Annotated in this window: 33 protein-coding genes, 1 tRNA gene and 1 pseudogene; 15 read left to right on the top strand and 20 right to left on the bottom strand. The window is 41.0% G+C overall.

The genetic code is table 11. The annotated features are described in order from the left end of the window. Positions 1–16: 16 nt before the first annotated feature. From CDG60_RS08595 to CDG60_RS08550, 10 genes are all read right to left on the bottom strand, one after another. A tRNA-Met gene (locus CDG60_RS08595) sits at positions 17–93 on the bottom strand. 92 nt (positions 94–185) lie between these two features. Then, on the bottom strand, positions 186–479 hold the full coding sequence (locus CDG60_RS08590; protein ID WP_087514387.1) for a hypothetical protein: 294 nt from the start codon (positions 477–479) through the stop codon (positions 186–188). A 277-nt stretch (positions 480–756) separates the two neighbouring features. Then, the gene (locus tag CDG60_RS08585; RefSeq protein ID WP_087514388.1) at positions 757–1,011 is read right to left on the bottom strand and encodes a hypothetical protein; all 255 of its coding nucleotides are present in this window, start codon (positions 1,009–1,011) and stop codon (positions 757–759) included. Positions 1,012–1,162: 151 nt separating this feature from the next. Further along, positions 1,163–1,576: an antiterminator Q family protein gene (locus CDG60_RS08580; RefSeq protein ID WP_087514389.1), complete on the bottom strand. Its 414-nt coding sequence runs from the start codon at positions 1,574–1,576 to the stop codon at positions 1,163–1,165. Positions 1,577–1,586: 10 nt separating this feature from the next. Continuing rightward, complete coding sequence (locus tag CDG60_RS08575; protein WP_087514390.1) at positions 1,587–2,000, bottom strand: hypothetical protein; 414 nt, start codon at positions 1,998–2,000, stop codon at positions 1,587–1,589. Beyond that, a complete protein-coding gene (locus CDG60_RS08570; protein WP_087514391.1) occupies positions 1,997–2,950 on the bottom strand; it encodes a helix-turn-helix domain-containing protein in 954 nt (317 codons plus the stop codon). Before CDG60_RS08570 ends, CDG60_RS08575 begins: the two co-directional genes overlap by 4 nt. Beyond that, positions 2,947–3,243 (bottom strand): hypothetical protein, encoded by a 297-nt coding sequence (locus tag CDG60_RS08565; RefSeq protein ID WP_087514392.1) that lies wholly within the window; start codon positions 3,241–3,243, stop codon positions 2,947–2,949. Before CDG60_RS08565 ends, CDG60_RS08570 begins: the two co-directional genes overlap by 4 nt. Then, positions 3,240–3,497, bottom strand: coding sequence for a hypothetical protein (locus CDG60_RS08560; protein WP_087514393.1), 258 nt, complete (start codon positions 3,495–3,497; stop codon positions 3,240–3,242). Before CDG60_RS08560 ends, CDG60_RS08565 begins: the two co-directional genes overlap by 4 nt. A 47-nt stretch (positions 3,498–3,544) precedes the next feature. After that, entirely contained in the window at positions 3,545–4,045 is a 501-nt protein-coding gene (locus CDG60_RS08555; RefSeq protein ID WP_087514394.1) for a phage regulatory CII family protein, read from the bottom strand. 58 nt (positions 4,046–4,103) lie between these two features. Next, entirely contained in the window at positions 4,104–4,283 is a 180-nt protein-coding gene (locus tag CDG60_RS08550; protein ID WP_087514395.1) for a Cro/CI family transcriptional regulator, read from the bottom strand. Between the two features lie 75 nt (positions 4,284–4,358). Here CDG60_RS08550 and CDG60_RS08545 point away from each other — a divergent pair, with 75 nt between their 5' ends. The 6 genes from CDG60_RS08545 (at position 4,359) to CDG60_RS08525 (ending at position 7,097) form a co-directional block, all read left to right on the top strand. Then, entirely contained in the window at positions 4,359–5,036 is a 678-nt protein-coding gene (locus CDG60_RS08545; RefSeq protein ID WP_087514396.1) for a LexA family protein, read from the top strand. An 84-nt stretch (positions 5,037–5,120) separates the two neighbouring features. Continuing rightward, the gene (locus tag CDG60_RS18160; protein WP_160117009.1) at positions 5,121–5,603 is read left to right on the top strand and encodes a hypothetical protein; all 483 of its coding nucleotides are present in this window, start codon (positions 5,121–5,123) and stop codon (positions 5,601–5,603) included. Positions 5,604–6,079: 476 nt separating this feature from the next. After that, positions 6,080–6,322 carry a hypothetical protein gene (locus CDG60_RS08535; RefSeq protein WP_087514398.1) on the top strand — a complete coding sequence of 81 codons (243 nt, stop codon included), beginning with the start codon at positions 6,080–6,082 and terminating at the stop codon, positions 6,320–6,322. Next, a complete protein-coding gene (locus CDG60_RS08530) occupies positions 6,319–6,603 on the top strand; it encodes a hypothetical protein (RefSeq protein ID WP_087514399.1) in 285 nt (94 codons plus the stop codon). Before CDG60_RS08535 ends, CDG60_RS08530 begins: the two co-directional genes overlap by 4 nt. Further along, positions 6,600–6,743: a hypothetical protein gene (locus tag CDG60_RS18290; protein ID WP_171405441.1), complete on the top strand. Its 144-nt coding sequence runs from the start codon at positions 6,600–6,602 to the stop codon at positions 6,741–6,743. The genes CDG60_RS08530 and CDG60_RS18290 overlap by 4 nt, the downstream gene beginning before the upstream one ends. A gap of 66 nt (positions 6,744–6,809) precedes the next feature. Beyond that, positions 6,810–7,097 (top strand): DNA-binding protein, encoded by a 288-nt coding sequence (locus CDG60_RS08525; RefSeq protein WP_087514400.1) that lies wholly within the window; start codon positions 6,810–6,812, stop codon positions 7,095–7,097. On the opposite strand, the gene CDG60_RS08520 is transcribed toward CDG60_RS08525, so the two are convergent. Then, entirely contained in the window at positions 7,094–8,113 is a 1,020-nt protein-coding gene (locus tag CDG60_RS08520; protein ID WP_087514401.1) for a tyrosine-type recombinase/integrase, read from the bottom strand. The two genes, CDG60_RS08525 and CDG60_RS08520, sit on opposite strands and share 4 nt — an antisense overlap. Before the next feature lie 277 nt (positions 8,114–8,390). Between CDG60_RS08520 and tusD the strand changes: the two genes are divergently transcribed. The 4 genes from tusD to CDG60_RS08500 are packed head-to-tail and all read left to right on the top strand — an operon-like array spanning position 8,391 to position 9,777. Next, positions 8,391–8,759 (top strand): sulfurtransferase complex subunit TusD, encoded by a 369-nt coding sequence (gene tusD, locus CDG60_RS08515; RefSeq protein ID WP_087514402.1) that lies wholly within the window; start codon positions 8,391–8,393, stop codon positions 8,757–8,759. A gap of 44 nt (positions 8,760–8,803) precedes the next feature. Next, the gene (locus CDG60_RS08510; RefSeq protein ID WP_087514403.1) at positions 8,804–9,154 is read left to right on the top strand and encodes a hypothetical protein; all 351 of its coding nucleotides are present in this window, start codon (positions 8,804–8,806) and stop codon (positions 9,152–9,154) included. Positions 9,155–9,171: 17 nt separating this feature from the next. Then, the gene (locus CDG60_RS08505; RefSeq protein ID WP_087514404.1) at positions 9,172–9,456 is read left to right on the top strand and encodes a DsrH/TusB family sulfur metabolism protein; all 285 of its coding nucleotides are present in this window, start codon (positions 9,172–9,174) and stop codon (positions 9,454–9,456) included. Between the two features lie 9 nt (positions 9,457–9,465). Next, positions 9,466–9,777, top strand: coding sequence for a TusE/DsrC/DsvC family sulfur relay protein (locus CDG60_RS08500; protein WP_087514405.1), 312 nt, complete (start codon positions 9,466–9,468; stop codon positions 9,775–9,777). 17 nt (positions 9,778–9,794) lie between these two features. On the opposite strand, the gene CDG60_RS08495 is transcribed toward CDG60_RS08500, so the two are convergent. The 3 genes from CDG60_RS08495 to prpB form a co-directional block, all read right to left on the bottom strand. Beyond that, positions 9,795–10,277, bottom strand: coding sequence for a winged helix-turn-helix transcriptional regulator (locus tag CDG60_RS08495; RefSeq protein ID WP_087514406.1), 483 nt, complete (start codon positions 10,275–10,277; stop codon positions 9,795–9,797). A gap of 463 nt (positions 10,278–10,740) precedes the next feature. Further along, positions 10,741–11,877, bottom strand: coding sequence for a bifunctional 2-methylcitrate synthase/citrate synthase (gene prpC / locus CDG60_RS08490; RefSeq protein ID WP_087514407.1), 1,137 nt, complete (start codon positions 11,875–11,877; stop codon positions 10,741–10,743). 2 nt (positions 11,878–11,879) lie between these two features. Next, on the bottom strand, positions 11,880–12,764 hold the full coding sequence (gene prpB, locus CDG60_RS08485; protein ID WP_087514408.1) for a methylisocitrate lyase: 885 nt from the start codon (positions 12,762–12,764) through the stop codon (positions 11,880–11,882). Positions 12,765–13,016: 252 nt separating this feature from the next. Between prpB and CDG60_RS08480 the strand changes: the two are divergent. Next, positions 13,017–13,325, top strand: a pseudogene (locus CDG60_RS08480) (TetR/AcrR family transcriptional regulator); the annotation flags it as partial. A 59-nt stretch (positions 13,326–13,384) separates the two neighbouring features. On the opposite strand, the gene CDG60_RS08475 reads toward CDG60_RS08480, so the two are convergent. Continuing rightward, positions 13,385–14,517 (bottom strand): IS3-like element ISAba14 family transposase gene (locus CDG60_RS08475; protein WP_223155595.1). Its coding sequence is split into 2 segments (ribosomal slippage): positions 13,385–14,265 and positions 14,265–14,517, totalling 1,134 coding nucleotides; the frame shifts between segments, so codons are not numbered across the junction. A 156-nt stretch (positions 14,518–14,673) separates the two neighbouring features. On the opposite strand from CDG60_RS08475, the gene CDG60_RS18600 reads away from it, so the two are divergent. From CDG60_RS18600 to CDG60_RS08455, 4 genes are all read left to right on the top strand, one after another. Next, positions 14,674–14,949 (top strand): TetR/AcrR family transcriptional regulator C-terminal domain-containing protein, encoded by a 276-nt coding sequence (locus CDG60_RS18600; protein WP_406565301.1) that lies wholly within the window; start codon positions 14,674–14,676, stop codon positions 14,947–14,949. A 120-nt stretch (positions 14,950–15,069) separates the two neighbouring features. Next, complete coding sequence (gene argF, locus CDG60_RS08465) at positions 15,070–15,990, top strand: ornithine carbamoyltransferase (RefSeq protein WP_087511688.1); 921 nt, start codon at positions 15,070–15,072, stop codon at positions 15,988–15,990. 60 nt (positions 15,991–16,050) lie between these two features. Then, positions 16,051–16,818, top strand: coding sequence for an NAD-dependent epimerase/dehydratase family protein (locus tag CDG60_RS08460; RefSeq protein WP_087511733.1), 768 nt, complete (start codon positions 16,051–16,053; stop codon positions 16,816–16,818). A gap of 46 nt (positions 16,819–16,864) precedes the next feature. Further along, on the top strand, positions 16,865–17,338 hold the full coding sequence (locus tag CDG60_RS08455) for a hypothetical protein (RefSeq protein ID WP_087511687.1): 474 nt from the start codon (positions 16,865–16,867) through the stop codon (positions 17,336–17,338). 45 nt (positions 17,339–17,383) lie between these two features. Here the strand turns inward: CDG60_RS08455 and CDG60_RS08450 are convergent, their stop codons facing one another. The 5 genes from CDG60_RS08450 to argC form a co-directional block, all read right to left on the bottom strand. After that, on the bottom strand, positions 17,384–17,737 hold the full coding sequence (locus CDG60_RS08450; RefSeq protein ID WP_087511686.1) for a YnfA family protein: 354 nt from the start codon (positions 17,735–17,737) through the stop codon (positions 17,384–17,386). A gap of 87 nt (positions 17,738–17,824) precedes the next feature. Then, a complete protein-coding gene (gene clpA, locus CDG60_RS08445; protein ID WP_087511685.1) occupies positions 17,825–20,101 on the bottom strand; it encodes an ATP-dependent Clp protease ATP-binding subunit ClpA in 2,277 nt (758 codons plus the stop codon). Between the two features lie 9 nt (positions 20,102–20,110). Further along, entirely contained in the window at positions 20,111–20,524 is a 414-nt protein-coding gene (clpS, locus tag CDG60_RS08440; protein ID WP_087511684.1) for an ATP-dependent Clp protease adapter ClpS, read from the bottom strand. A 17-nt stretch (positions 20,525–20,541) separates the two neighbouring features. Beyond that, the gene (locus CDG60_RS08435) at positions 20,542–21,291 is read right to left on the bottom strand and encodes a DUF6776 family protein (protein WP_087511732.1); all 750 of its coding nucleotides are present in this window, start codon (positions 21,289–21,291) and stop codon (positions 20,542–20,544) included. Positions 21,292–21,371: 80 nt separating this feature from the next. Beyond that, positions 21,372–22,421: an N-acetyl-gamma-glutamyl-phosphate reductase gene (gene argC / locus CDG60_RS08430; RefSeq protein ID WP_087511683.1), complete on the bottom strand. Its 1,050-nt coding sequence runs from the start codon at positions 22,419–22,421 to the stop codon at positions 21,372–21,374. Positions 22,422–22,477 lie beyond the last annotated feature (56 nt).

Genomic DNA, 22,477 nt, shown 5'->3' with positions numbered 1-22,477 from the left:
TTAAATCTTTTTTCGTTGGTAGCGGGAGCTGGATTTGAACCAACGACCTTCGGGTTATGAGCCCGACGAGCTACCAGACTGCTCCATCCCGCATCAACGAAGTGACTTTATACGCTTTAAATCATTACATAGCAAATTTAATTTCAAATATTAAGACCGATGGTAAACTTTATATCAATAATTATCTAAATATGACCACTATTAGATTCGGTTACAAAAGTTGGATGTAAATCTCTATATCTTTGTAATCTGATTTTTTCACTCTTCAAAAAGGATTCTGGTTCTTCAGACCATAATGATTTTCTTGAATCAAGGCCTGAATGAATTAGTGCCCAATCCGAAATATTCCCATATATAAATGTATTATCTGCAAATATAAATTTAGCTCTTCCTTCTGCATTAACTAAATATACCTTATGCGTAGGTAGTGAACCAAATGTACTGAACTGAGTGTAAATATATTTATGAGATTCTGACATGGAAAAAACTACCTTTGTTTTATTTCCATTATAGCATTTTAAGCATTAAAATAAGCCCACATTTCTGTGAGCTTTAAATACTATGTGGATCACAAGAAATTATCTCCATACAGCAGGCATACTGCCATATCGTGACATACCAACCAAACAACTGTGCCAGCTTCAACTCGACCTGACAATTACAGGCTTTGGTGTGGTCTTATCAACTGAATAAAAAAATACCCAGCGTTCTGTTATGACTGGGTATATAAACTTTACATCCACGAAGAGCTTGATTTTAAAGATGAGTATCGCTCTTGCTTGAGCTTTTGATTTCAAGCTGATAAGAATCCTGCGTCACCTTAATTTTAATATTTTTGTATTTCCTTTTATTTGGATCCATTGCCGAACCAGTCACTTCATCTGAAAACTTACGATCATTCATTAGTTCTCCATAAGCTTTATAGCTTATTAATATTTTTTCAGGCTTTTTACCCTGTGATTGAATTTCTTTCAGGGAATTGTCTAAATTTTTAACATTAATAAGAGGCATACAGGGGAAATCTCAAAAATAATGATTATCCCCAATTTATGTGAAGCATTAAAGACAAAAGCCCACCATTTGGCGAGCTTTTATATTATATTGGTGCAGGTCATAACAACTTGCCACCATACACTAAATTTATACAAACATGGCTGCCAAGTCAACCACATAAGGCTTCAATTTTTCCATCCAAATAAGCTAAGCCCTTTTCTGCTTCAGAACGCACTTTTGCTCGACTGCATCCATGTGTATTTGCAATGGTCTGATCAGACCAGTTATTTTCAAACTTTAAAATCAAAAACCAAGCCCGCTCTGCTAAATACTCCCTTTTATCATTATGCATTTTCGCAAGCAATTGGCTGACCTCTACAGCTTCTGAATCTGAAATTTCACATGGCATTGATGTTTTGCTTGCCCTGATTCTTGTAGTGTCATTCTTTTCAATCAGCATTGCCAAAGGGTTAGCTGATACCACTGATTTAGCGGATCGTACCCAAATACCATATTGTTCAAGCCACTGATGGGCTGAACGCTTTGACCAATCCATTACTTCAATTTCTGCTGCCACATTCATCCCCATCTCCTTATTTCATCCCATGGATCAGCATGCCTGCATCACGCTGTTCCTGATTGGATCTGCCCCGCCATCCTGTAATTCTGTTGAAATCCTCAGCATTCAGTTTTGACCGTACAGGTTTAACCAGTACAACAGCCAGACCAAGTGACTGAGCCATCTCTGCCAGAAGTTTCCCTGTAGCATGGTTCTCTCCGACGTTCTTCGCTATGCGCTCTCCTGCGCTTTTGGATTGTTTGCTGTATCCATGAAAATTGGATTTCCTGTTCAGCCATCCTGCTTCAATCACAACTTTCCTGATCAGATCCTGCTGAGTTCTGAATAGCTCAACGGTTTCAGCAAAATTCAGGTTTTTCAGTTCCAGTGTTTTTCCAAGTATGGCCACTCCTGATTTTTCAAGATCTGGATCTATTCCGATAATCATGACGCTTCTCCCAGCAGTACGCCTTCATACCCGACCTGTCTCAGGTATGGTTCCCATTTTTTAGCCTGAACAGGGTTTCCAAGTTTCATCGCAATTTTTGAAACCAGTTTGTCGTAGGTATCACCAGGATCACTGAACTTGCCTGCAAACTCGCCGTGGTGAGCAAGTTTCTGAGCGAACAGGACAATCTGCTTGATCGTGAGTTCCTGAGGAATCTTCGCAGCAGGTGAACCTGATGATGCTGTCCCTGCAGGTTTTGAGTACTTGGTTCTGTATGCGTTCAGCAGCCAGTCAGCAAAGTGGAAGTTCATCAGAGAATCACAGAGATTCTTTCCTGCGTTGTAATTTTCAAATGCCCGCTTTTCCCTGTCCCCCCATGTGGCAGTCAGGATGCATTCGACATCCACGTCGGGATCGGCAAGAACAATTTCCTCACGAAGTGTTTTTAGGCAAATCCAGTCTTTTTTGTTTTTAGATTCTAATGGTAGATTCTTTGGTAGATTCTGTGTCCCGTTAACGGCACTATTCAAAGTACCGTTATTGGCACTATTCAAAGTGCCGTTAACGGAATGATTCCGTTTTTGGTACTGTTCCGCTGTTGGTACTGTTTCAGACAAATTTTTATCCTGTAACAGTTCCGTTTCCGGCACTGTTTCCCTGCCTTTTACACCTTTGAGTTTGTAGACTTTGACACGGCGGGTTGCTCCCTTTCTTTCACCGGTATCTGCAATCAGATTATCTTTCTGAAGTTCTGCAATGATCTTCAGAACAGTTTTGCGTTCAAGTCCTGTGTCCTTTTCCAGACGCTGCATACTTGGATAGCAGGTATGATCTTCACCGGCTCTGTCAGCAAGTGAAAGCAGAACCAGACGTTTAAGCGGTATACGGGCACCACCCTGTTTTTCTTTCAGGATTACTCTCCATGCCCATGTAGTGGCATCAAGGCTCATGGCTTCTCTCCTTTTGGTTTCACATACCCACCAAATGAAATAACTCTGTCAGCTCTGATCAGACTGGTGATTACCTGTTCTGCCAACCAGATCGTTATCTTCAATCTGGAGGCAATCTTCTGAGACAGTTCAATCCGAGTCACTGCCGCATTCTTCTCGTCATAGCCTTTGCTTCTAAGATTGCTCTTTTTACGTTCATAAACCTCAATGAGCAACCTTAATGTCGGCTCATAGAAAGACTGAATCTGTGCCTGATGACGATGATCAGCCTGTTTTCGAAAATGACTGTTCATGTAACCTCCGCTAAAGCTTGTTCAACCTTGGTTAAGCGACGTTTTGCATTTAATTCAGCAACTGTTGCTGTGCGAATATTCACGCCTTCACTGAAACGGTTCTCCTGATCAGCGATCATTACTCGTTCACCAAATACACCAACTACAGTCCGTAGCTCAGATGTCATATGTGGTTTTTTATAAACAACAACATCACCGACGATAAAATCCTGTTGATTGTCTTTACTATTTTGTTGTGCTACAGTTGATTCCATATTCAATGCTCCTAAGTTTTGAATTACTAAAAGCCTGATTGCCGAGATCAGGCTTTTTCTTTTTTAATTGCCGTTAGATAGTTAGCAGCCTGAGTCTCAAGTGACTTTCTTAGGCTCCGAAGATCTTCTTCAAGCTTTTCTAAAGTATTGGCTGTATCAGCCAGTTCAGATGGTGTAATCACCCCGTCAGCCCAGGCATCAAGCACGTGCTGATTGACCTGACCACTTCCGACATTGAAGTTCAGCAATGATTCAATCACCCCAATCTGACGTGCGTTACATAGCGTATGCTCTGAAGGAATAAGCATGTATCCGATTTCATGCGCCCATACTTTCAGCACGGCGGGATTGCGGGTGTAATAAAGAATCTGCTCAAACTTTCTTAAGCTCGGCAGATGATTCGGCATATTCACGTTTGCATAGTTGCTGATGGTGTTCTGAACATCACCAACAACCTGTGCAATATCAGAAGTTGAGATCCCGTCTGTATTTCGGATCATTTGAAACAGACCGTTCTGAGCCTCTTTACTTATTGTTTTCTCTGTCATGTGTGAATCCTTGAAGTTTTTCACGTTTATTTTGTTTTCTGAAAGTTCAATAATTCGTTTAAGTGGCTTGATGCTTAATTGGTTCCTTACCATTCGCCAAATCACGAATTTGATATTCACGCGCTAAAGGAATTTTATTTTCAGGCCATTGGTAAACTGCTGATGGCTCTATTCCCAAAAGATTAGCCAGTCCAACACCATTGACCTTGAGCAACTTAAAGGCCTCTTGTTTGGTCATTTCACCACCTATTAATAAGATTTCTTAGTATTTAATCAAAGAAATCTTATAAAAGCAATATGTAAGATAACTTATATGGAAAACAAAACTATTGGTCAGCGCATCCGTGCGCTTAGACGTTCGAAAAAATTAACTCAAGCGCAATTAGCAAAGATTGCAGGAGTAAGTTCGCCTGCCGTAACAGAGTGGGAGAAAGACAGCTACTTACCTAAAGCTGCGTCACTTGAGGCAATGGCAAATGAGTTTGATGTTTCAACTGAATATATTTTGACAGGTAAAGGTGACTCGCCTGGTACTTCGTCAAATGTAGCTCCTGTAACCAAACGACTATTGCCTGTACTGTCATGGGTTCAGGCTGGCTCAATGACCTCGGTTGAGGAAATAAATCCAGTAGAAGTAGCTGAATGGTTGCCACCTTTAAGCTCAGATGATCCTGAAGATTGTTTTTATTTAAAAGTGATGGGTGTCAGTAATTATCCAACATACATTGAAGGTGACTACATCTTAATAAACCCTAATTTTAGTGTTTCTGATTTACTTTCAGGCGACCTTATTGTTGTAAGAAATAATGCAGATGCGACTTTTAAGAAATTAGTAATTGAAAGTGATGATCGTCGATATCTGCAGGCACTTAATCCTAACTTCCAACCAAATATCATTGAATTTGAAGATGGCATGGAACTCGTAGGGCTTGTGATTGATGCTTTTAGGCCATTAGGTGGTTCACGATCAAAGCGAGTCCGAAAGAGTTAAAAATATCCCAGCCAGTTCAGGTTAAAATTTATTATTTATAAAAAAACTTTCCACCCCTTAAAAACAGATCAGCGGAGATAAGAATTGATTACCAAAGAAATTTTCATAAAAATACTAAGGCTAACCCGTGATGAACAATCAAATGGCTCATCACTGTATCTTGACGATTTAACAGAACAGTTCAGTGAAGATCAAATTAAATATAACGTACAGTATTTAATAACACATGGATTAATCATCAGGGACTGTACAAATTTAGATGATATCTTTGGATATGCCGAATTAACAGCAAAAGGTTTTGACTATCTTGAAAAAAATGGTGGATTGACATGCGAACTTAACAAAAAACTCAACACTGTTTTTATAAAAATTGATGAAGAGCAATTCAAAGCACTGCTTATTTCCAAGGTTGAGGCATCAAACTTAACAGTAGATCAAAAGAGCTCTGTTATTTCAGAGATAAATAATTTACCGTCTGATCTAATAACACACCTTGCAACAAAATTACTTGATGCTGGTCTAGAGAATCTACCGAACGCACTCCAATCAATCGGAATCGGTCTTTAAAAGGTTCATTCCGCTCACTTACCACACGCTTAAATTCTAAATATGTATGTTTATTTAAACCCAATATAAATTCATCCTGAGGCATTTCTGCATAAACTATAAGATCATCACAGAAAAAGGAAAAACCTTTAATTTCTATACCACCATCTTTATTCCTGCCTGTACCAATGCTGACAGCCTTATAGCCGACCTCTACAGTCTTAATAAGTTTTGTAGTTCCCTCTCTATCGAGAAATTCTTTGTTCACATAGTTTTCTGAAGACTGCCACTTTACATTCATTGTAAGACCCATCCTGATTTTTCAAGAAACCTCCACGATATTAAAGCATGTAATAAGTTTTCTAAAAAATAATAACAATTTTTCTTACAAAAGTATTGACCATTAAAATAAGTTTTCTTATATTAAGCTTGTAAACAATAAAAAAGCACCCCTGCCTTCGAACTCATGGGTGCTTTGCCTTAACAGCGAGATAATTATGCGAAAAATACACCCAAAAAGTCAAACAACTCAGATCCTTTATCAGCAACCCTCTGCACCAGCAAAACTGGACTGGAGAGATATCCTGTCCACCACACTGAAAAACATCTGTGCCGGTGCAATTGTGGCTGTTTGCTTCTTCAGCATTGCCCTGCTCAGTTTACGCGGCTGTACGGATGAAATGGAACATCAGACAGCAATGACCGTTAAATATCAGCTCAGTATGGGAGCAGAAAAATGAAATCATTTGAACTTGAATTTGAAGGTACACCTGAACAGGTTGCTGAGCAGATTTTCAGAAAGATCATTGCCCCTGTACACGGCGAACTCAGCAAGAATCATTCAATCATTGCAGAACAGTTTGCACTCTGCATCTGCGGAAATGCCATTGGATGCTTCCTGTCCTCATGTAAGCTACCACCCAAAGCCACAGCAGACCTGTTAATCAGGATGATTAATGAAATGGCCAATGGAATTGAATCCACTGCAGCATTTCAGACAGCGACTGAGGTGATTTCATGAAATTCACATACTCAACCATTACCCGGACACTTCATGTGTTCGGGATAAAGATGGATCATATTTTTCATAACGTAAATGCAAGTGAAGTTGAACATCTGATCACTGATGCAAAATTCAAAGAAGCCACCTGGAGATCATGATGAATTCCATCACAGAATTAAAAAGGCTCCATGAAAAAACAGACCACATGAGACTGGAGGATTGAAATGGGAGCATTACAGAAATACGTGATTGTAGTTGAATCCAGTGCACCACCACATGTTGTACTTGGCCAAAATATCGGTGGCGGGATTGTTAAAGAATTAAAAGAAATTGAGGTTGAACTTGTTTCGGCTTCAAAGTTGGCTGAAAAATATGATCTTTGCGCTGCAACCATTCGGGATAAGCTTTCCAGTATAAATCAGGGTACTCAAGGGAAAGCTCTATATGACCCACGTCGGGCGCATGAATTACTGACAGCAAAAAGCAAAAGAGGCAGACCGAGAGTTAATTAACTCTCGCTGTCATTGAACATCTCAACCAGATCCTGTGCATCCGGATTATAGTAAGTATTAATCAATATCCCTATTGTCTTGTGTCCGGTAATTTTCGCCAGAACCTCTACAGGCAGCTTTCGGATCCTGACCATTCTTGTGATAGCTTCATGCCTCGAATCATGAAAGTTAATATGTTTCAGACCTGCTCTCTTTTTTGCTCTTACCCAGGTTGTACAGCAGATATCCTTACTCAGTGGAACAAGTTCATCCGCATCAGCCGGTAACAATGAAAGTAACCGTTTTGCCTCTCTGGATAATGGTACGCTCCTAGACTCACCATTCTTAGTCATAGGCAAATAAATAAAGCCCTCTCTTAAGTCAGCCTTTCTCATCGCCAGGATTTCACCCTGCCGCATTGCCGTTTCAATCGCAAACAGAAATGCCCAGGCAACGTAATGCTTTGACTTAACCGGTGTAGTATCACCATTCCACTCAAGAGCTTTAAGCAATATCTGCTGATCTTCCAGTGTGATTCTCTGATTTCTTGATTTTTCCTTACCAGGCATCTGAACTGAATGCCAGACATTCGACTCAATTAAAAAGAGTTCTTTCATTGCATAGGTAAAAATAGCTGAATAAATTGCATGCTCATTTCTGACTGTAGCAACCTTAACTACTTTTTTTCGGTTATTTCTCCACTCCACAATATCTGCAGGTTTAAAATCATAGATAGATTTTTCAGCAATATTTGGTGCAATCCGCTCAAGGTTTTTTATTTTGAGTATAATTGTCCGAGCGGACCGCATATGTCTACCATGTTCCTGATAGTATTTCTCACAGAGTTGACTGAATGGGTATGCCGGTTTGATACCGTTATCCAGATCTGCCTTACCGGTTTTCAGTTCCAGAAGTTTCAGTGATGCCCAGTGCTCACATTCTTTTGGTGTATCTCTTGTAGCTGAGTAACGTCTGTTCTGAAACGTGACTGTGATCCGCCAACTGGACCCGCGTTGAATTGCTTTTGGTAGCTTCATTTCTGGTGTAGATCTGGTGCAGATTTGCTTTTATTTTAACTTAAATTTAGAAAAAAAGTACAAAATGCGCTCAATTATGCACCAGTTTTAAAGCATGATTTTTTCAACCTGGATTTATTTTTATTTATAATACATTGTTTTTACTGGTTTATTTTTTAAAATATTTATTAAATAAATCTTAAGGTAGTAAATTGTCACCTAAAATCATTGTATACTGTCTCTTCTTATCAAAGTCTTGTCGTCACTGTAAAAGTGACACTCTTTTGTGTGAAATTCAATGAGTACTTTATTACTGATTACAGCTGCTCCTACTTCCATTCATGCCTGGCATGCGCTTGGTCTTGCACAGTCACTCAAAGAAAAAAATGAAGAATTCAGAGTCTTCTTTTATCAGGATGGTGTCCATGTTGCCAACAGTCTGAACTGGGTGCCTGATGACCAGCGAAATCTGACAGCTGAATGGCTGAAACTGGATATCCACCTGCCGGTGTGTGTCAGTGCTGCGCTCAGCAGAGGAATAACAGATGCTGAAAATGCACAACGCCATCAACTCAGTCTGCACAATTTAAGCCTGGGTTTTGAGTTAACTGGACTGGGTGAACTTGCTGATGCTGTCGAATCTGCACAGCGACTGATTCAATTCTAAGCCGTCTCTTTTATGAAATATGTTGTTTTTCAAAGGTGAATTGTGTGAAATCTGTTCTTGTTATTCTGACCCATTCAAATCTGAACAGTCTTCAGGTACATGAAAGCCTGTCTGCTGCAATGGTACTGGCAACCTTTGGCAGCCAGGTAAAGATTCTGTTACAGGATGCTGCGCTCAGCCTGCTCAGAACAGACCTGGAGTTCAACTCACTTCAGCACGCCTTTAAAGTTGCCTCTGGAATGGTGGAAAGCTTCGAATTTTATGACCTTACACCTGTCTATATTGAAAGCAAAGACAGACTTTCACCCTTTGTCAGCCAGAGTCAGCAGGAAATTGAATTTATCGAATTTAATCATGATTTTATTCAACAGTTTGATCATGTCCTTTATTGGTAATTTTTCAGGAAACTTTAATGACATCTCCAGTTCTGTACCTGATTCAGTCTGATTATAGCAACACAGCGAATATGCTGAATAAAGTCCTGCAACTTTATACATCAGACGACAGTGTTGTACTGATGGGCGAAGCTATACTTTTCTCAGACCAAGCGGTTCTGAAACAGCTCAAAAAAATTTACATTCTGGAAAATGATGCAGAAATCTTCTGTGACCGTCAGACAACTGATCTTAATATTTTAAATTATTCTGAATTTGCTGATCTGTGTCTTCAGTACAAACAGTGCATTACACTTAAATAAAGGTTTTTTATGAAATTAGAACTCGATCAGGATGGTCATCTGATTGATCATACCGTCTGGGATAAGACAGTCGCTCAGGAACTGGCTGACAGTCTGAATCTTGAACTCAGTGAATGGCATATCGAAATTCTGATGGCTGTACGACAGTTCTATCAACAGTTTGGACATTCACCTGCGACCCGCCCTCTGATTAAATTTCTCATGAAAACAATTGGTCCTGAGATTGATAATGCAGTTTTACAGGAACGCTTCAACACCGGACTTGTTGCACGGCATTTAAGCAGACTTGCTGGAATTCCTAAGCCTGCAAACTGCTTATAGAAACATGATCATGCTGTTCACGCCTGTTTATCATGGCTCGCTACGAACTGATGATACACCTGAGTAAATACGGGTTTAACCTGTCTTGCGTGAACAGGTTCACCACATTCTGAACAGACAACCACCGGGCTGAATGAATGATTACAACTTTTATGGATGAAATCGACAGGTCGACCCTTTCCTTCATCCATCCATTTATCCCCCCAGGCTGCCATCCCCAGTAATACCGGATACAGCTCAAGTCCTTTTTCACTCAGGCGATATTCAAATCTTTCCTGTCTGTCCATATATGGTGTTCTGACCAGGATTTCATATTCAACTAGTCTTTTCAGGCGGTCTGACAGTACATGCCTAGTCACGCCCAGATTCTGCTGAAAATCATCAAAACGTCGAATACCCATAAAAGCATTGCGTAATATCAGCATTGTCCAGCGGTCACCAATCACCGAAAGTGTCCGTGCAATCGAACACGGCTGGTCACCCACATCATCCCATTTCATTTATATCGTCAGTGCCATTTTGCAGATGATTTAAAACTAAAGGAATTTTGCAGGTTTGCAAAGTGTTGATGAAAGATATTTCAAAAAAACAGAATTAAACAATACAACTCACAACATCCTGAAGTTGAAAATATTGATCATTCAAAAAAAGAAAAGCCACTGATTCAGTGGCTATAAAGGATCATCAATGCTCAGTTGATGTATTAAAGTCAGATACATCAAACCAGGGAAAATCTGCTGTATCTGACTTTAATATGGCTATCATATAAAGAAACGTTTATCATTTTCAGACATTTTTATGTCATTTCCTGACAATCAGTCTTTTCAACTTTATACTCGGTATAAAATATAACTATCTCACTGAAAAGCATTTTATTTTTAGATGGTTAAAATTTTTTTATATATTTAAAAGACAAAAAAATAAAGCCTCAAGTGAGGCTTTATTTACATCTTGAATGATAGTTTATGCAGCTGAACGTTCTGCAATCGGCACAACTTTACGCAGTTCAGGACCAGTATAATCCGCACTTGGACGAATAATACGGTTATCTGCACGCTGTTCCATCACATGCGCTGCCCAACCTGTCACACGGCTCATCACGAAGATTGGTGTGAACAGTTTGGTTGCGATATCCATAAAGTGGTATGCAGACGCATGGAAAAAGTCTGCGTTACAGAACAGTTTCTTCTCACGCCACATCACTTCTTCACAACGTACTGACACTGGATAAAGAACTGTATCACCAACGTCTTTTGCTAATTTTTCAGACCAGATTTTGATGATGCCGTTACGTGGATCGTTGTCTTTGTAGATCGCATGACCGAAGCCCATGATCTTTTCTTTACGTTCCAGTTTACCCAGCATTTCACGCTCAGCTTCTTCAGGAGACGTCCAGTTTTCGATCATTTCCATTGCAGCTTCGTTTGCACCGCCATGAAGTGGACCACGAAGTGAACCAATTGCACCTGTGATACATGAATGCATATCAGATAAGGTCGATGCACATACACGCGCTGTGAATGTCGATGCGTTAAATTCATGCTCAGCATAAAGAATCAGTGATACATTCATCACTTGCTCATGCAGTTCATTTGGTTTTTCACCACGAAGTAAGTGAAGGAACTGAGCACCGATTGAATCATCATCTGTGTTTTCTTCGATACGTACGCCATCATGACTGAAACGGTACCAGTAGCAAATGATTGCAGGTAAAGTCGCTAAAATACGGTCCGCAACATCCTGCTGCTCATCAAATGATTTTTCAGTTTCGATGTTACCGAGCATGGATACACCTGTACGCATCACGTCCATTGGGTGTGAATCCGCAGGAATGCGCTCAAGTACTTCTTTCAATGCCTGTGGTAACTGGCGAAGCGATTTTAATTTTGCTTTATATGCTGCAAGCTGTTCAGTCGTTGGTAATTCACCAAAGAAAATTAAGTATGCAACTTCTTCGAACTGGCAGTTCTCTGCAAGATCCTGAACATCATAACCGCGGTAAGTTAAGCCTGCGCCACTTTTACCAACAGTTGATAATGCAGTTTTACCTGCAACCTGACCACGCAATCCTGCGCCTGTGAGTACTTTTCCTTCAGCCATTTTTATTTTCCTTCTGTGAACAGTTTGTCTAATGTATTTTCAAAAGTATGATAATCGAGGAATTCGTAAAGTTCTTTACGCTGCTGCATAATGTCCAGCACATTGACCTGCGTACCGTTTTCACGGATTGAACGGAATACTTCAAGTGCAGCTTTCTGCATTGCACGTGTTGCAGACAATGGATAAAGCACCATTGAAATGCCCTGTTCGCCCAGTTCCTGAGTAGTGTAATAAGGTGTATCACCAAACTCAGTAATGTTCGCCAGTACCGGCACACCAACAGCATCGCAGACTGTTTTATACATCGTGATATCAGTCATCGCTTCAGCAAAGATTGCATCTGCACCCGCTTCCACACATGCACACGCACGGTCAATTACAGCCTGTAAACCTTCTTTCTGCAGTGCATCGGTACGTGCCATCACCACAAAGTTGGAATCAGTTTTTGCATCTACCGCAGCTTTGATACGATCAACCATTTCCTGCTGGGAAACGATCTCTTTATTTGGACGGTGACCACAACGTTTCTGTGCCACCTGATCTTCAATATGCACAGCAGCAGCACCGGCAGCAATCATTTGCTTCACAGTACGTGCAATATTGAATGCACCACCCCAGCCTGTGTCTATGTCTACAAGTAATGGTGTATCTACACGTTCTGTAATACGACGGACATCTTCCAGTACGTTGTCAAGACTGGTCATGCCTAAATCAGGTAGACCATAAGAATAGTTTGCGACCCCGGCACCTGAAACATAAATAGCTTTGTAACCTACCTGCTTCGCCATCATTGCTGCATAAGCATTGACCGTGCCAATAATTTGTAATGGTTTTTCCACTTCCAGCGCTTGTCTGAATCGCAAACCTGCAGACGATTGTTCTGTCATATTCCCTTCCACAGTTATCACTTCAATTTATTGAGGCTTGAGTATATCCATAAAATTTTATCGAGCTATGACTTTTTAGAATCTATACTCTAAAACTTTAGTCAAATATTCAACAAATATATATTGTTATTTCGGAGTTTCATATTTGTGAGTAAATGATTCAGATTGCTTTAATTTCAGGAAATGTGTACATACATTTGCTATAATTGCAATTGTTTTCATTCAGCTTCTATCCGTAAAGTCCTATTGAATATGTCTACAACTCAACCAGAAACCATTAACACCACTCGTGATCAGCCGCAGACCCGGCGCGGTCATGAACGTTGCCTTGCTCTTTTGCTCAGCGCCAACGAACTGTTTCTGGAGCGTGGTTATGACGCTGTATCACTTGATGATATTGTCAATCATGCAGGTGGTTCAAAAGCATCCATCTACAAGTTTTTTGGCAATAAAGAAGGCTTATTTACTGCGATCTGCGATTACAGACGTGAACAGTTCTTTACTGACATCTGCCGACCGTTCAACTGCGAACTGGATGATTTACGACAGTACCTGATTCAGAGGTGGTCCCACTTGTTTGAACAACTAAAAGCGTATTTATAAGTGATATTCCGCTCTAGTTAAGCCACCTTGTTTTGTTGGGGTAGCTGATCATAGTAAAACTCATTTGGTGTCATTTTGTCTAGACTCGAATGAGGTCGTTTCAAATTATAAAACTCAAAATATGCACTTAATTGCTTTTTCGCATCTGTGACACTGCTATAAGCTTTGAGATACACCTCTTCATATTTAACGCTCCGCCATAATCGTTCAACCATCACATTATCTACCCATCGACCTTTACCATCCATACTGATTTGAATGCCATTTGATTTCAATACATCAATAAATGCATCACTGGTAAACTGGCTGCCTTGGTCTGTATTAAATATTTCAGGTCGACCATATTTTTCAATCGCTTCATTTAAAGCCGAAATACAAAAATCCACCTCCATACTAATCGATACCCTATGCGCAAGTACCTTGCGGCTATGCCAATCAATCACAGCACATAAATAAACAAAGCCTTTTGCCATAGGGATATACGTTATATCCGTAGACCACACTTGATTACTGCGCTGAATAGCCAACCCTTTGAGCAGATATGGATATTTACGGTGAGCTTGATTAGCCTGGCTTAAATTTGGTTTGCAATATAACGCCTGAATACCCATTTTCTTCATTAAAGTACGTGTATGACGTCGTCCTATATGATGTCCTTGACGATTCAACAAATCACGCATCATACGACTGCCTGCAAAAGGATATTGCATATGTAATTCATCAATACATCGCATCAGCTTCAGATCTGATGCACTCACAGGTTTTGGGCGATAGTAATAACAACCACGGGAGACTTTCAGCAGCTTAGCTTGCTTAGATACTGAAATCTGAAGTGAGTCGTCGATTAACTTTTGTGGTTGAAGCGGCCCAGTTTCTTCAACACACCTTCTAAAAAATCAATTTCTAATGCCTGCTCACCGATTTTTGCATGTAGTTTTTTTAGATCGATGGGTGGTTCTGTTGGAGCTTTTGATTGATCGAAAGCTTGCGAGGAAGCTGAGATCAATTGATTTTTCCAGTCAATAATTTGGTTTTGATGAACATCAAACTCAGCACTCAATTCAGCAAGTGTTTTTTCTGCTTTAATCGCAGCAAGTGCTACCTTAGCTTTAAAATCATTTGAATGATTTCTTCTTGGTCTACGTGCCATAAAATACTCCATATATTGATGTTTATAACATCATTTGAGGAGCAGAATATCACTTATAGGAGTTGTTCAAATTTACGGATCCATCTCTTTCAGACACTGATTAACTTTCAAAGACATATTGTATTACCTCAAAATGCAGCATTTCTTCGTCTGATTTTGGAACAGGCACAGCGAAACCCAGCACTTGCAGACTATATTATTGAACAGGGTCCCAAGCATATTCAGTGTTCAATTTCCAATGCACTGACTCAGGCACACGATGCAGGTCTCATTAACTGTCCTCGACCTGATTTTTCGGCTCAGTTTTATTTTGGTATTATCCGTGAGCTGGAATGGCGTATTCTGATGAATATGAAAGTTGATGAAGATGAACAGGAAACCATCAACTATATCCATTACTGCGTGGACAGGTTCCTCGACGGTCATCAATAGGTCTAATTTTTTTTGCATTTTTCTGTTCATATAGTATATTTACCGATTCCTTTTTTTCCATTAACCAACCAACAACTAATTGTTGTTCTTTTCTGATTCAGCAATTATTGTGGAGTAACCATGGCTCTACGTCACTTCCTTACTTTACGCGATTTATCAACCCTGGAACTGAACCAGATTCTGCAACGCGCAATCGAACTCAAGCGCAAACAGCATAACAATGAAGTGTTTCAGCCATTTGTTGGTAAAGTGATGGGTATGATTTTTGAAAAATCGAGCACCCGCACGCGAGTATCGTTTGAAGCAGGCATGAGCCAGTTTGGTGGCAGTGCTATTTTCCTTTCTTCACGTGATACCCAGCTGGGTCGCGGTGAACCGATTGAAGATTCAGCACGTGTGATTTCAAGCATGCTGGATATCGTCATGATCCGTACCTTTGGTCATGACATTGTTGAACGTTTTGCTTCCTACTCAAAAGTTCCTGTTATCAATGCTCTGACTGATGACCATCATCCTTGCCAGCTGCTTGCAGATATGCAGACATTCATTGAACACCGTGGTTCAATTGAAGGTAAAACCGTTGCATGGATTGGTGACGGCAACAATATGTGTAATTCATATGTTGAAGCAGCACATATGTGGGGCTTTACCCTGAAAATCGCATCACCAAAAGGCTATGAGCCAAAACCTGAGTTTCTCTCCGAATTTGCTCACTGTGTTGAACTGGTGGACTCTGCCGAAGATGCTGCAGTCAATGCTGACCTGATTGTCACTGATGTCTGGGCAAGCATGGGACAGGAAGAAGAACAGAAAATCCGTGAAAAAGCATTTGCCGACTATCAGGTCAATGAAAAACTGATGGATCTTGCTCATCCTGACTGTCTGTTCATGCATTGCTTACCAGCACACCGTGGTGAAGAAATTTCTGAAAATCTGCTCGACCACAAAAATGCTGTTGTCTGGGATGAAGCAGAAAACCGCTTACACGCACAGAAAGCACTGGTTGAATTTCTGATCAATGAGAATCTGAAAAAAGATTAATTGCAATTTGCCTGTACAGATTATATTTTTTATAAAATTAAGATCTGTACAGGCAATATTTTGAATAAACACGATAATAATAAATCCAGTCACACCAGACCCATCATTTTCGTCGCTGGTGCTACAGGCGCAGTTGGTTTTAAACTCTGTTTAATACTGAAACAACATGGCTATCAGGTATACGGTACCACCCGCTCCATCAATAAAGCATGTTTTTTAGAAGCAATCGATGTTGTCCCTGTCGTTGTAGATGTCTTTAATAAAAATCAACTCATTAATCAAATTCAGACAATCTCGCCTCAGATTATTATTCACCAACTGACTGACTTACCACATGGTTTAAAACCTGAACATATGCATGAAGCACGTAAGCGTAATGCGAAAATTCGTGAAACAGGTACTGCCCATTTAATTGAAGCTGCACAAAGTATTCCATGTCAAAAATTTATTGCCCAAAGTATTGCCTTTGCTCATGAACCATCAGCATCAAAAATAAATGAAGATAGCCCATTAGCCATCAGTTCAGACAATGAAATTATTAAATATAATGCTTTGAATATCTCAGATATGGAATCCAGAATTCACCAAAGCCAGCTGAACCATGTGATTCTTCGCTACGGTAAGCTCTATGGTCCTGCCACAGGCTGCAATAAAGCATCAGAAGGCTCAATCCATGTTGATGTGGCTGCTCATGCAGCTTATCTTGCAATCAACAATGGTTCAGGCACGTATCTGATTGTTGAAGAAGATCAGACTTACAGTTCCGAAAAAGCAAAAATTGAACTGGATTTAGATACATTCTATCGCTGGAAAACACAACACATCTGACTGAATTTGCGTATAATTAATCCATAATTTTAATAAGTGATTTATCATGCATTTACAAAAAATATTACTGGGGCTGATTACTCTTTGCATTTCTGCATATACAGCTGCCGTACCTACAGAACTGGATCATTATCTGATCCAGAAACAGATTACTGACTCAAAGCATGTCATAAAAAATGCAGATGCACTGAATGAAATACTGGATGTCATCAGTGATGAAGATTCCCGAACAATGCCTTATCAGATTGATCAAAACACTATTATTGAAGATATGCGTGTGTTTGCAGACCATACTGATTTTACAGGTCTGATTACATCATCCGACTTTACTCAGTTTGCTGCAGATATCGGTCAAACAGAAGTGAAAAAGCTGATACATCAGAATATGCTGCAAAACTGCAATCAGTTTTTTGAGCATGAATTTCAGAAACGAAATCCCTACTATGTTCAACTGACACTGACTTCAGACAAGCAGACTTTCATCAGTAAACTTAAAAATACTGAATGTCAGTTCAAATAACTGTGTCAGACAGGTATCAGGTACTGTTTTCAACAAATAAGGGACTTACCTGATCAACCCATTGGGCTGTAAAATAATAATTGCAGCCCCGGTCAACACCACCATACCGCCCATAATATCCCATCGGCTTAACTCAACCTGATCGACAAATCTCAGCCATATCAATGCGGTAAAAATATAGATACCACCATAGGCTGCATAAATCCGCCCAGATGCTGCCGGATGCAAAGTCAACAGCCAGACAAATACGCCAAGTGCAATAACTGTAGGTAACCAGAACCAGTGACTTTTGCCCTGATTTAAAATCAGATAAGGAAAATAACAGCCCAGTATTTCCGCAACAGCTGTCACCATAAATAATGCAAAAGTACTCAAAACCTTTGTTAAATCAATGTCCATTCAAATTCCAGGGATCACCAGTATTAAAGTTCTTCATAAATAAAAACCCGTGATGTACACGGGTCTCTATCTTAAGTTTATGACCAGTTAAGCAGGTTCAGCTGTCTCATCTTCAAACACTTCAAGCTTAAGACCAACAGCCCTGCCATCTTCTTTCTTCACAGAAACAGCAACATTTCCACCATGTTCTGCCAGCTCACCAAACAGAATCATCTCTGCCAGTGGCTTTTTCAGATGCTCCTGAATCAATCGTTGCATTGGCCGGGCACCCATCAGGCGGTCATAACCATTTTCAGCCATCCATTCACGTGCATCCTGATCCACCTCCAGAATAACCCGTTTCTCATCCAGCTGCGCCTGAAGCTCGGTCAGGAATTTATCCACGACATTTTCAATGATCGTCACTGGCAATGCCTTGAACTGAATCACCCCATCTAGGCGGTTACGGAATTCAGGAGAAAATGCTTTTTTCATTGCATCCTGATTGTCCAGACTGTTGTCCTGTTCCATAAAGCCAATGCTGACTCGTGAAATACTTTCTGCACCAATATTGGTGGTCAGTACAATCACCACATTACGGAAATCAGACTTACGTCCATTGTTGTCGGTCAGCGAACCATGATCCATGATCTGCAGAAGCAGATTGAAAACATCTGGATGTGCTTTTTCAATTTCATCCAGCAACAACACACAATGTGGGTTTTTATGGATTGCGTCAGTCAGTAAACCACCCTGATCAAAACCAACATAACCAGGAGGTGCACCGATCAAACGGGAAACTGCATGACGCTCCATGTACTCAGACATATCAAAACGTACGAGCTCAACACCCATCAATTTTGCAAGCTGCTTGGTCACTTCTGTTTTACCAACCCCTGTAGGACCGGCAAATACAAAACTTCCGACAGGCTTATCTGGAGATTTCAGTCCTGCACGTGACAGCTTAATAGCCGATGAAAGCGCTTCAATCGCTTCATCCTGTCCAAACACCACACGTTTCAGATCACGCTCAAGATGTTCAAGGACTGTTTTATCGTCTTTAGAAACAGTTTTCGGCGGAATACGGGCAATTTTTGAAACGATATCTTCAATATTTTCAACCGTAATCAGTGTATCGTCCTGTTCTGCCTTGAGACGACGCTGTGCGCCAGCTTCATCAATGACGTCAATCGCCTTATCAGGCAGAAAACGGTCATTAATAAATTTTGCTGACAGTTCTACAGCTGAAACCAAAGCTTTATCATCATATTTCACATGATGAAACTCTTCGAAACGCGATTTCAGACCACGCAGAATATCAATGGATTCGGAAAGTGAAGGCTCATTGACATCAATTTTCTGGAAACGGCGTGAAAGTGCATGATCCTTTTCAAATACCTGACGGTATTCCTGGAAAGTGGTTGAACCAATGCAACGCAGTGTGCCGTTTGCCAGAGCAGGTTTGATTAAGTTGGAAGCATCCATAGTGCTGCCCATACTTGAACCCGCACCAATAATCATATGAATTTCATCAATAAAAAGAATAGCTTCTGGTTTCTTTTTCAATGCGTTCAGCAACTGTTTCAGGCGTTTTTCAAAATCACCGCGGTATTTGGTGCCTGCGACCAGCGCACCAATATCCAGGCTGTAGACTTCTGCGTTCAACAGCGGTTTTGGAGCTTTACCGTTTACAATTAACCATGCCAGACCTTCCGCAATAGAGGTTTTACCCACACCGGGATCACCGACCAGCAATGGATTGTTTTTACGTCGACGGCATAAAATCTGCGCGGCACGTTCAATCTCTTTCTCACGACCAATCAGTGGATCCGCTTTGCCTTTCTGGGCTTCGGTATTCAGATTTGTTGTATAAAGCTCCAGAGGACCTGCGCTCGCAGACGATGCAGACTCTCCGTCCAGTTCTTCAACTTCTTCTTCAGCCTGCACTTCTTCCTTGCGTGTTCCGTGTGACAGATACTGAGTCAGCGTCAAACGGTTAATCTGATGACGTTTGAGCAGATAAACCGCAAATGAATCCCGCTCCGAATACATGGCAACCAGAATGTCCGCACCTTCAACCATGCGATCGCCACCACTGGATTGCACATGGAAAATTGCTCTTTGCAGGATACGATCAAAACTTTCTGTAGGATGTGGGTTCTGTTCGCTGTTTTCACCCAGTTTAGGTGTGTGTTGTTCTACGTATTCTTCCAGCTCTTTGCGAAGCACAATAATGTCTGCTCCGCATGCTTTCAGTGCATTGACCGCAGAATCATTATCCAGCAATGCCAGTAATAAATGTTCAACCGTTAGAAACTCATGTCTCTTCTGACGAGCCATGCTGACAGCCAAACGTAATGATACTTCCAATTGACGACTGAGCATGCAACCCCCTTAATTTTTTGGCTCAATCTGACAAAGTAATGGATGACCTTGTGATCGAGCGTAATTATTGACCTGGTTCGCTTTCGTTTCCGCGATGTCTCTTGGATATACGCCTGCAACACCTTTTCCTTCATAATGTACTGTTAGCATTACTTGAGTAGCCTGGTCAAGATTCATTGCAAAGTATTGTTGTAAAATTTCAATTACAAAGTCCATTGGCGTGTAATCATCGTTCATTAAAAGAACAGCGTACATCGGTGGACGTTTCAGTTCCGGTGGAGCTGTCTGTACTGCAATTTCCCCCTGATCCTCATCCTGAGGTACGTCACTCATACGTGGGCTGAGATGCCAATCCACGTAGCCAGACTGATGAAAGGCATTTTTTACTTCGTTCAGGCAGGTTTGACGTCTAAGTGTTCTCATAAGTTTCTGTTTCGTATTTATTGAGCATTTGCTTCTGCTTGAGGTATCTCAGCAATAAATGCGGATGGTGCTTCCACTGCTGCGCCACGGGCCCAGCTGAAGCGTTTGATCACAGGTGTTGCACCTGTGAGACGTACTTCAATGAACTGAGGGACAAAACCTTTCGGCATCGTCCATCGGCCGGTCAGTCGCTCATAATCTTCAAAATTGAACTGATTATCTTCCAGTGGCACCACCAGCACCTCTGTTCCACGGATCAGGCGGATTTCAACAGAACCTGAAGCACGGCGTTTGCCTGGACTGACCTGTACCAGATCCACCTGATATTCATAAGCATTTTCAGGCAGGGATTTCACACCCAGATTCTGCACAGTCAGACTCAATCCACCACGCTGACGCAGCACTTCCCGATAAGTTAAGCTCATACTGTCATTCTGTGCTTTATCTTCACGTGCCTGATTCAGTGCCTTATACAGATCATTTGAATTACTGACAGCAACATCACGCTCCTGTACAGCCGTGTTCAGGCTTTTATTCAGACCTTCCAGGCTTGCTTTCTGCTTCTGAACTACATCGACCAGCTGCTCAGCATCTGCATCAAAACCAACGACTGTTAACCCCTGACGATGTCCAACCGTATATCCAAGCACACCACTGCCAAGCACAAGAATGGCTGCACCAATTGCTAAAGGTGTATTTTTACTCAGAAAAGGCTGTTTCTTATGCTCAGTCTGTTGTGACGTGATATTTGAGTCTGTATTTTGCATCGTCATCTCTGATCATTGCTGAAGTCAATGACACACATTTAACTCCAAAGCTAAATGTGTGTGAAGTTGAAAATCGTTTTTTATGGTAATAATCCAATGCCCTGAAGACCTGCATCTTCTGCAAAGCCAAACATCAGGTTCATATTCTGCACTGCCTGTCCTGCCGCACCTTTGACCAGATTATCCTGAACAGAAAGTACAACCAGTTTCTTCGGCTGAGGTTTATACAATGCGATGCGCAGCTGGTTGGCACCACGTACTGAACGTGTTTCAGGTGAGCTGCCTGCTGGCATTACATCTACAAAAAGTTCCTCTGCATAGAACTGTTCATACAGATCCTGCAGATCGACTGCATCACCTGCATCTGTCAGATCAACATATATGGTGCTGAGCATGCCACGAATCATCGGAACAAGATGTGGCACAAATAAAATATGATTAAATACTCCTTTCTGACCTGAAATATTTTCCAGCGCTTCTACAATTTCAGGGTGATGACGATGTCCTGCAACGCCATACGCCTTGAAATTATCCGCATTTTCAGAATAGATCATACCCAGGCTAGCTTTACGTCCTGCACCTGATACCCCAGACTTCGCATCAATAATAATACTTTCAGGTTTCACCAGTGTTTCAGCCTGGTTGAACAGCGGCGCAAGTCCAAGCTGAACTGTAGTCGGATAACAGCCAGGATTACCAATCACCTGTGCTTTTTTAATTTTTTCGCGGTTGAGTTCGGACAGACCATAAACCGCATCTTTTAAAACATCCGGGCAGGCATGCTGCATGCCATACCATTTTTCAAACTGTTCCAGATCCTGCAGACGGAAGTCAGCAGCAAGATCAACCACTTTGGCATTTGCTGCAAGCAATTCTTCTGCATGCTTCATAGCAACACCATGTGGTGTTGCAAAAAATACAACATCACACTTTTTCAGTTCGTCAATATTCAGATCTGAGTAGCAAAGGTCAGTATGTCCACGCAGGCTTGGGAACATATCATCCACACGGCGTCCATTTTCGGTACGTGATGTCAGTACATTGACCTGTACATCTGGATGACGCAGCAACAAACGTAGCAATTCAACGCCTGTATACCCTGTTCCACCAACAATACCCACTGAAATCACGTGCTTTACCTCTATAATTTAAGTATCCATTTTCAGCCCCATAGTATGACAGGAAG

Origin of the sequence: Acinetobacter chinensis (genome assembly GCF_002165375.2) — a bacterium.
Lineage (GTDB): Bacteria > Pseudomonadota > Gammaproteobacteria > Pseudomonadales > Moraxellaceae > Acinetobacter > Acinetobacter chinensis.
The sequence above is the reverse complement of the archived record's forward strand: the minus strand, read 5'-3'. Positions and strand labels throughout refer to the sequence as shown.

Bases quoted from the DNA above. Each gene is read 5' to 3' on its own strand.
- CDG60_RS08525 (WP_087514400.1), top strand. From the start codon at position 6,810: ATGGGAGCATTACAGAAATACGTGATTGTAGTTGAATCCAGTGCACCA.
- tusD (WP_087514402.1), top strand. From the start codon at position 8,391: ATGAGTACTTTATTACTGATTACAGCTGCTCCTACTTCCATTCATGCC.
- clpS (WP_087511684.1), bottom strand. From the start codon at position 20,524: ATGAGAACACTTAGACGTCAAACCTGCCTGAACGAAGTAAAAAATGCC.
- argF (WP_087511688.1), top strand. From the start codon at position 15,070: ATGGCTCTACGTCACTTCCTTACTTTACGCGATTTATCAACCCTGGAA.
- CDG60_RS08550 (WP_087514395.1), bottom strand. From the start codon at position 4,283: ATGACCAAACAAGAGGCCTTTAAGTTGCTCAAGGTCAATGGTGTTGGA.
- CDG60_RS08585 (WP_087514388.1), bottom strand. From the start codon at position 1,011: ATGCCTCTTATTAATGTTAAAAATTTAGACAATTCCCTGAAAGAAATT.
- CDG60_RS08565 (WP_087514392.1), bottom strand. From the start codon at position 3,243: ATGAACAGTCATTTTCGAAAACAGGCTGATCATCGTCATCAGGCACAG.
- clpA (WP_087511685.1), bottom strand. From the start codon at position 20,101: ATGCTCAGTCGTCAATTGGAAGTATCATTACGTTTGGCTGTCAGCATG.
- prpB (WP_087514408.1), bottom strand. From the start codon at position 12,764: ATGACAGAACAATCGTCTGCAGGTTTGCGATTCAGACAAGCGCTGGAA.
- CDG60_RS08455 (WP_087511687.1), top strand. From the start codon at position 16,865: ATGCATTTACAAAAAATATTACTGGGGCTGATTACTCTTTGCATTTCT.
- CDG60_RS08570 (WP_087514391.1), bottom strand. From the start codon at position 2,950: ATGAGCCTTGATGCCACTACATGGGCATGGAGAGTAATCCTGAAAGAA.
- CDG60_RS08520 (WP_087514401.1), bottom strand. From the start codon at position 8,113: ATGAAGCTACCAAAAGCAATTCAACGCGGGTCCAGTTGGCGGATCACA.
- CDG60_RS08500 (WP_087514405.1), top strand. From the start codon at position 9,466: ATGAAATTAGAACTCGATCAGGATGGTCATCTGATTGATCATACCGTC.
- CDG60_RS08575 (WP_087514390.1), bottom strand. From the start codon at position 2,000: ATGATTATCGGAATAGATCCAGATCTTGAAAAATCAGGAGTGGCCATA.
- CDG60_RS08580 (WP_087514389.1), bottom strand. From the start codon at position 1,576: ATGAATGTGGCAGCAGAAATTGAAGTAATGGATTGGTCAAAGCGTTCA.
- CDG60_RS08530 (WP_087514399.1), top strand. From the start codon at position 6,319: ATGAAATCATTTGAACTTGAATTTGAAGGTACACCTGAACAGGTTGCT.
- prpC (WP_087514407.1), bottom strand. From the start codon at position 11,877: ATGGCTGAAGGAAAAGTACTCACAGGCGCAGGATTGCGTGGTCAGGTT.
- CDG60_RS08450 (WP_087511686.1), bottom strand. From the start codon at position 17,737: ATGGACATTGATTTAACAAAGGTTTTGAGTACTTTTGCATTATTTATG.
- CDG60_RS08505 (WP_087514404.1), top strand. From the start codon at position 9,172: ATGACATCTCCAGTTCTGTACCTGATTCAGTCTGATTATAGCAACACA.
- CDG60_RS08560 (WP_087514393.1), bottom strand. From the start codon at position 3,497: ATGGAATCAACTGTAGCACAACAAAATAGTAAAGACAATCAACAGGAT.
- CDG60_RS08435 (WP_087511732.1), bottom strand. From the start codon at position 21,291: ATGCAAAATACAGACTCAAATATCACGTCACAACAGACTGAGCATAAG.
- CDG60_RS08495 (WP_087514406.1), bottom strand. From the start codon at position 10,277: ATGAAATGGGATGATGTGGGTGACCAGCCGTGTTCGATTGCACGGACA.
- CDG60_RS08555 (WP_087514394.1), bottom strand. From the start codon at position 4,045: ATGACAGAGAAAACAATAAGTAAAGAGGCTCAGAACGGTCTGTTTCAA.
- CDG60_RS08545 (WP_087514396.1), top strand. From the start codon at position 4,359: ATGGAAAACAAAACTATTGGTCAGCGCATCCGTGCGCTTAGACGTTCG.
- CDG60_RS08590 (WP_087514387.1), bottom strand. From the start codon at position 479: ATGTCAGAATCTCATAAATATATTTACACTCAGTTCAGTACATTTGGT.
- CDG60_RS08535 (WP_087514398.1), top strand. From the start codon at position 6,080: ATGCGAAAAATACACCCAAAAAGTCAAACAACTCAGATCCTTTATCAG.
- CDG60_RS18290 (WP_171405441.1), top strand. From the start codon at position 6,600: ATGAAATTCACATACTCAACCATTACCCGGACACTTCATGTGTTCGGG.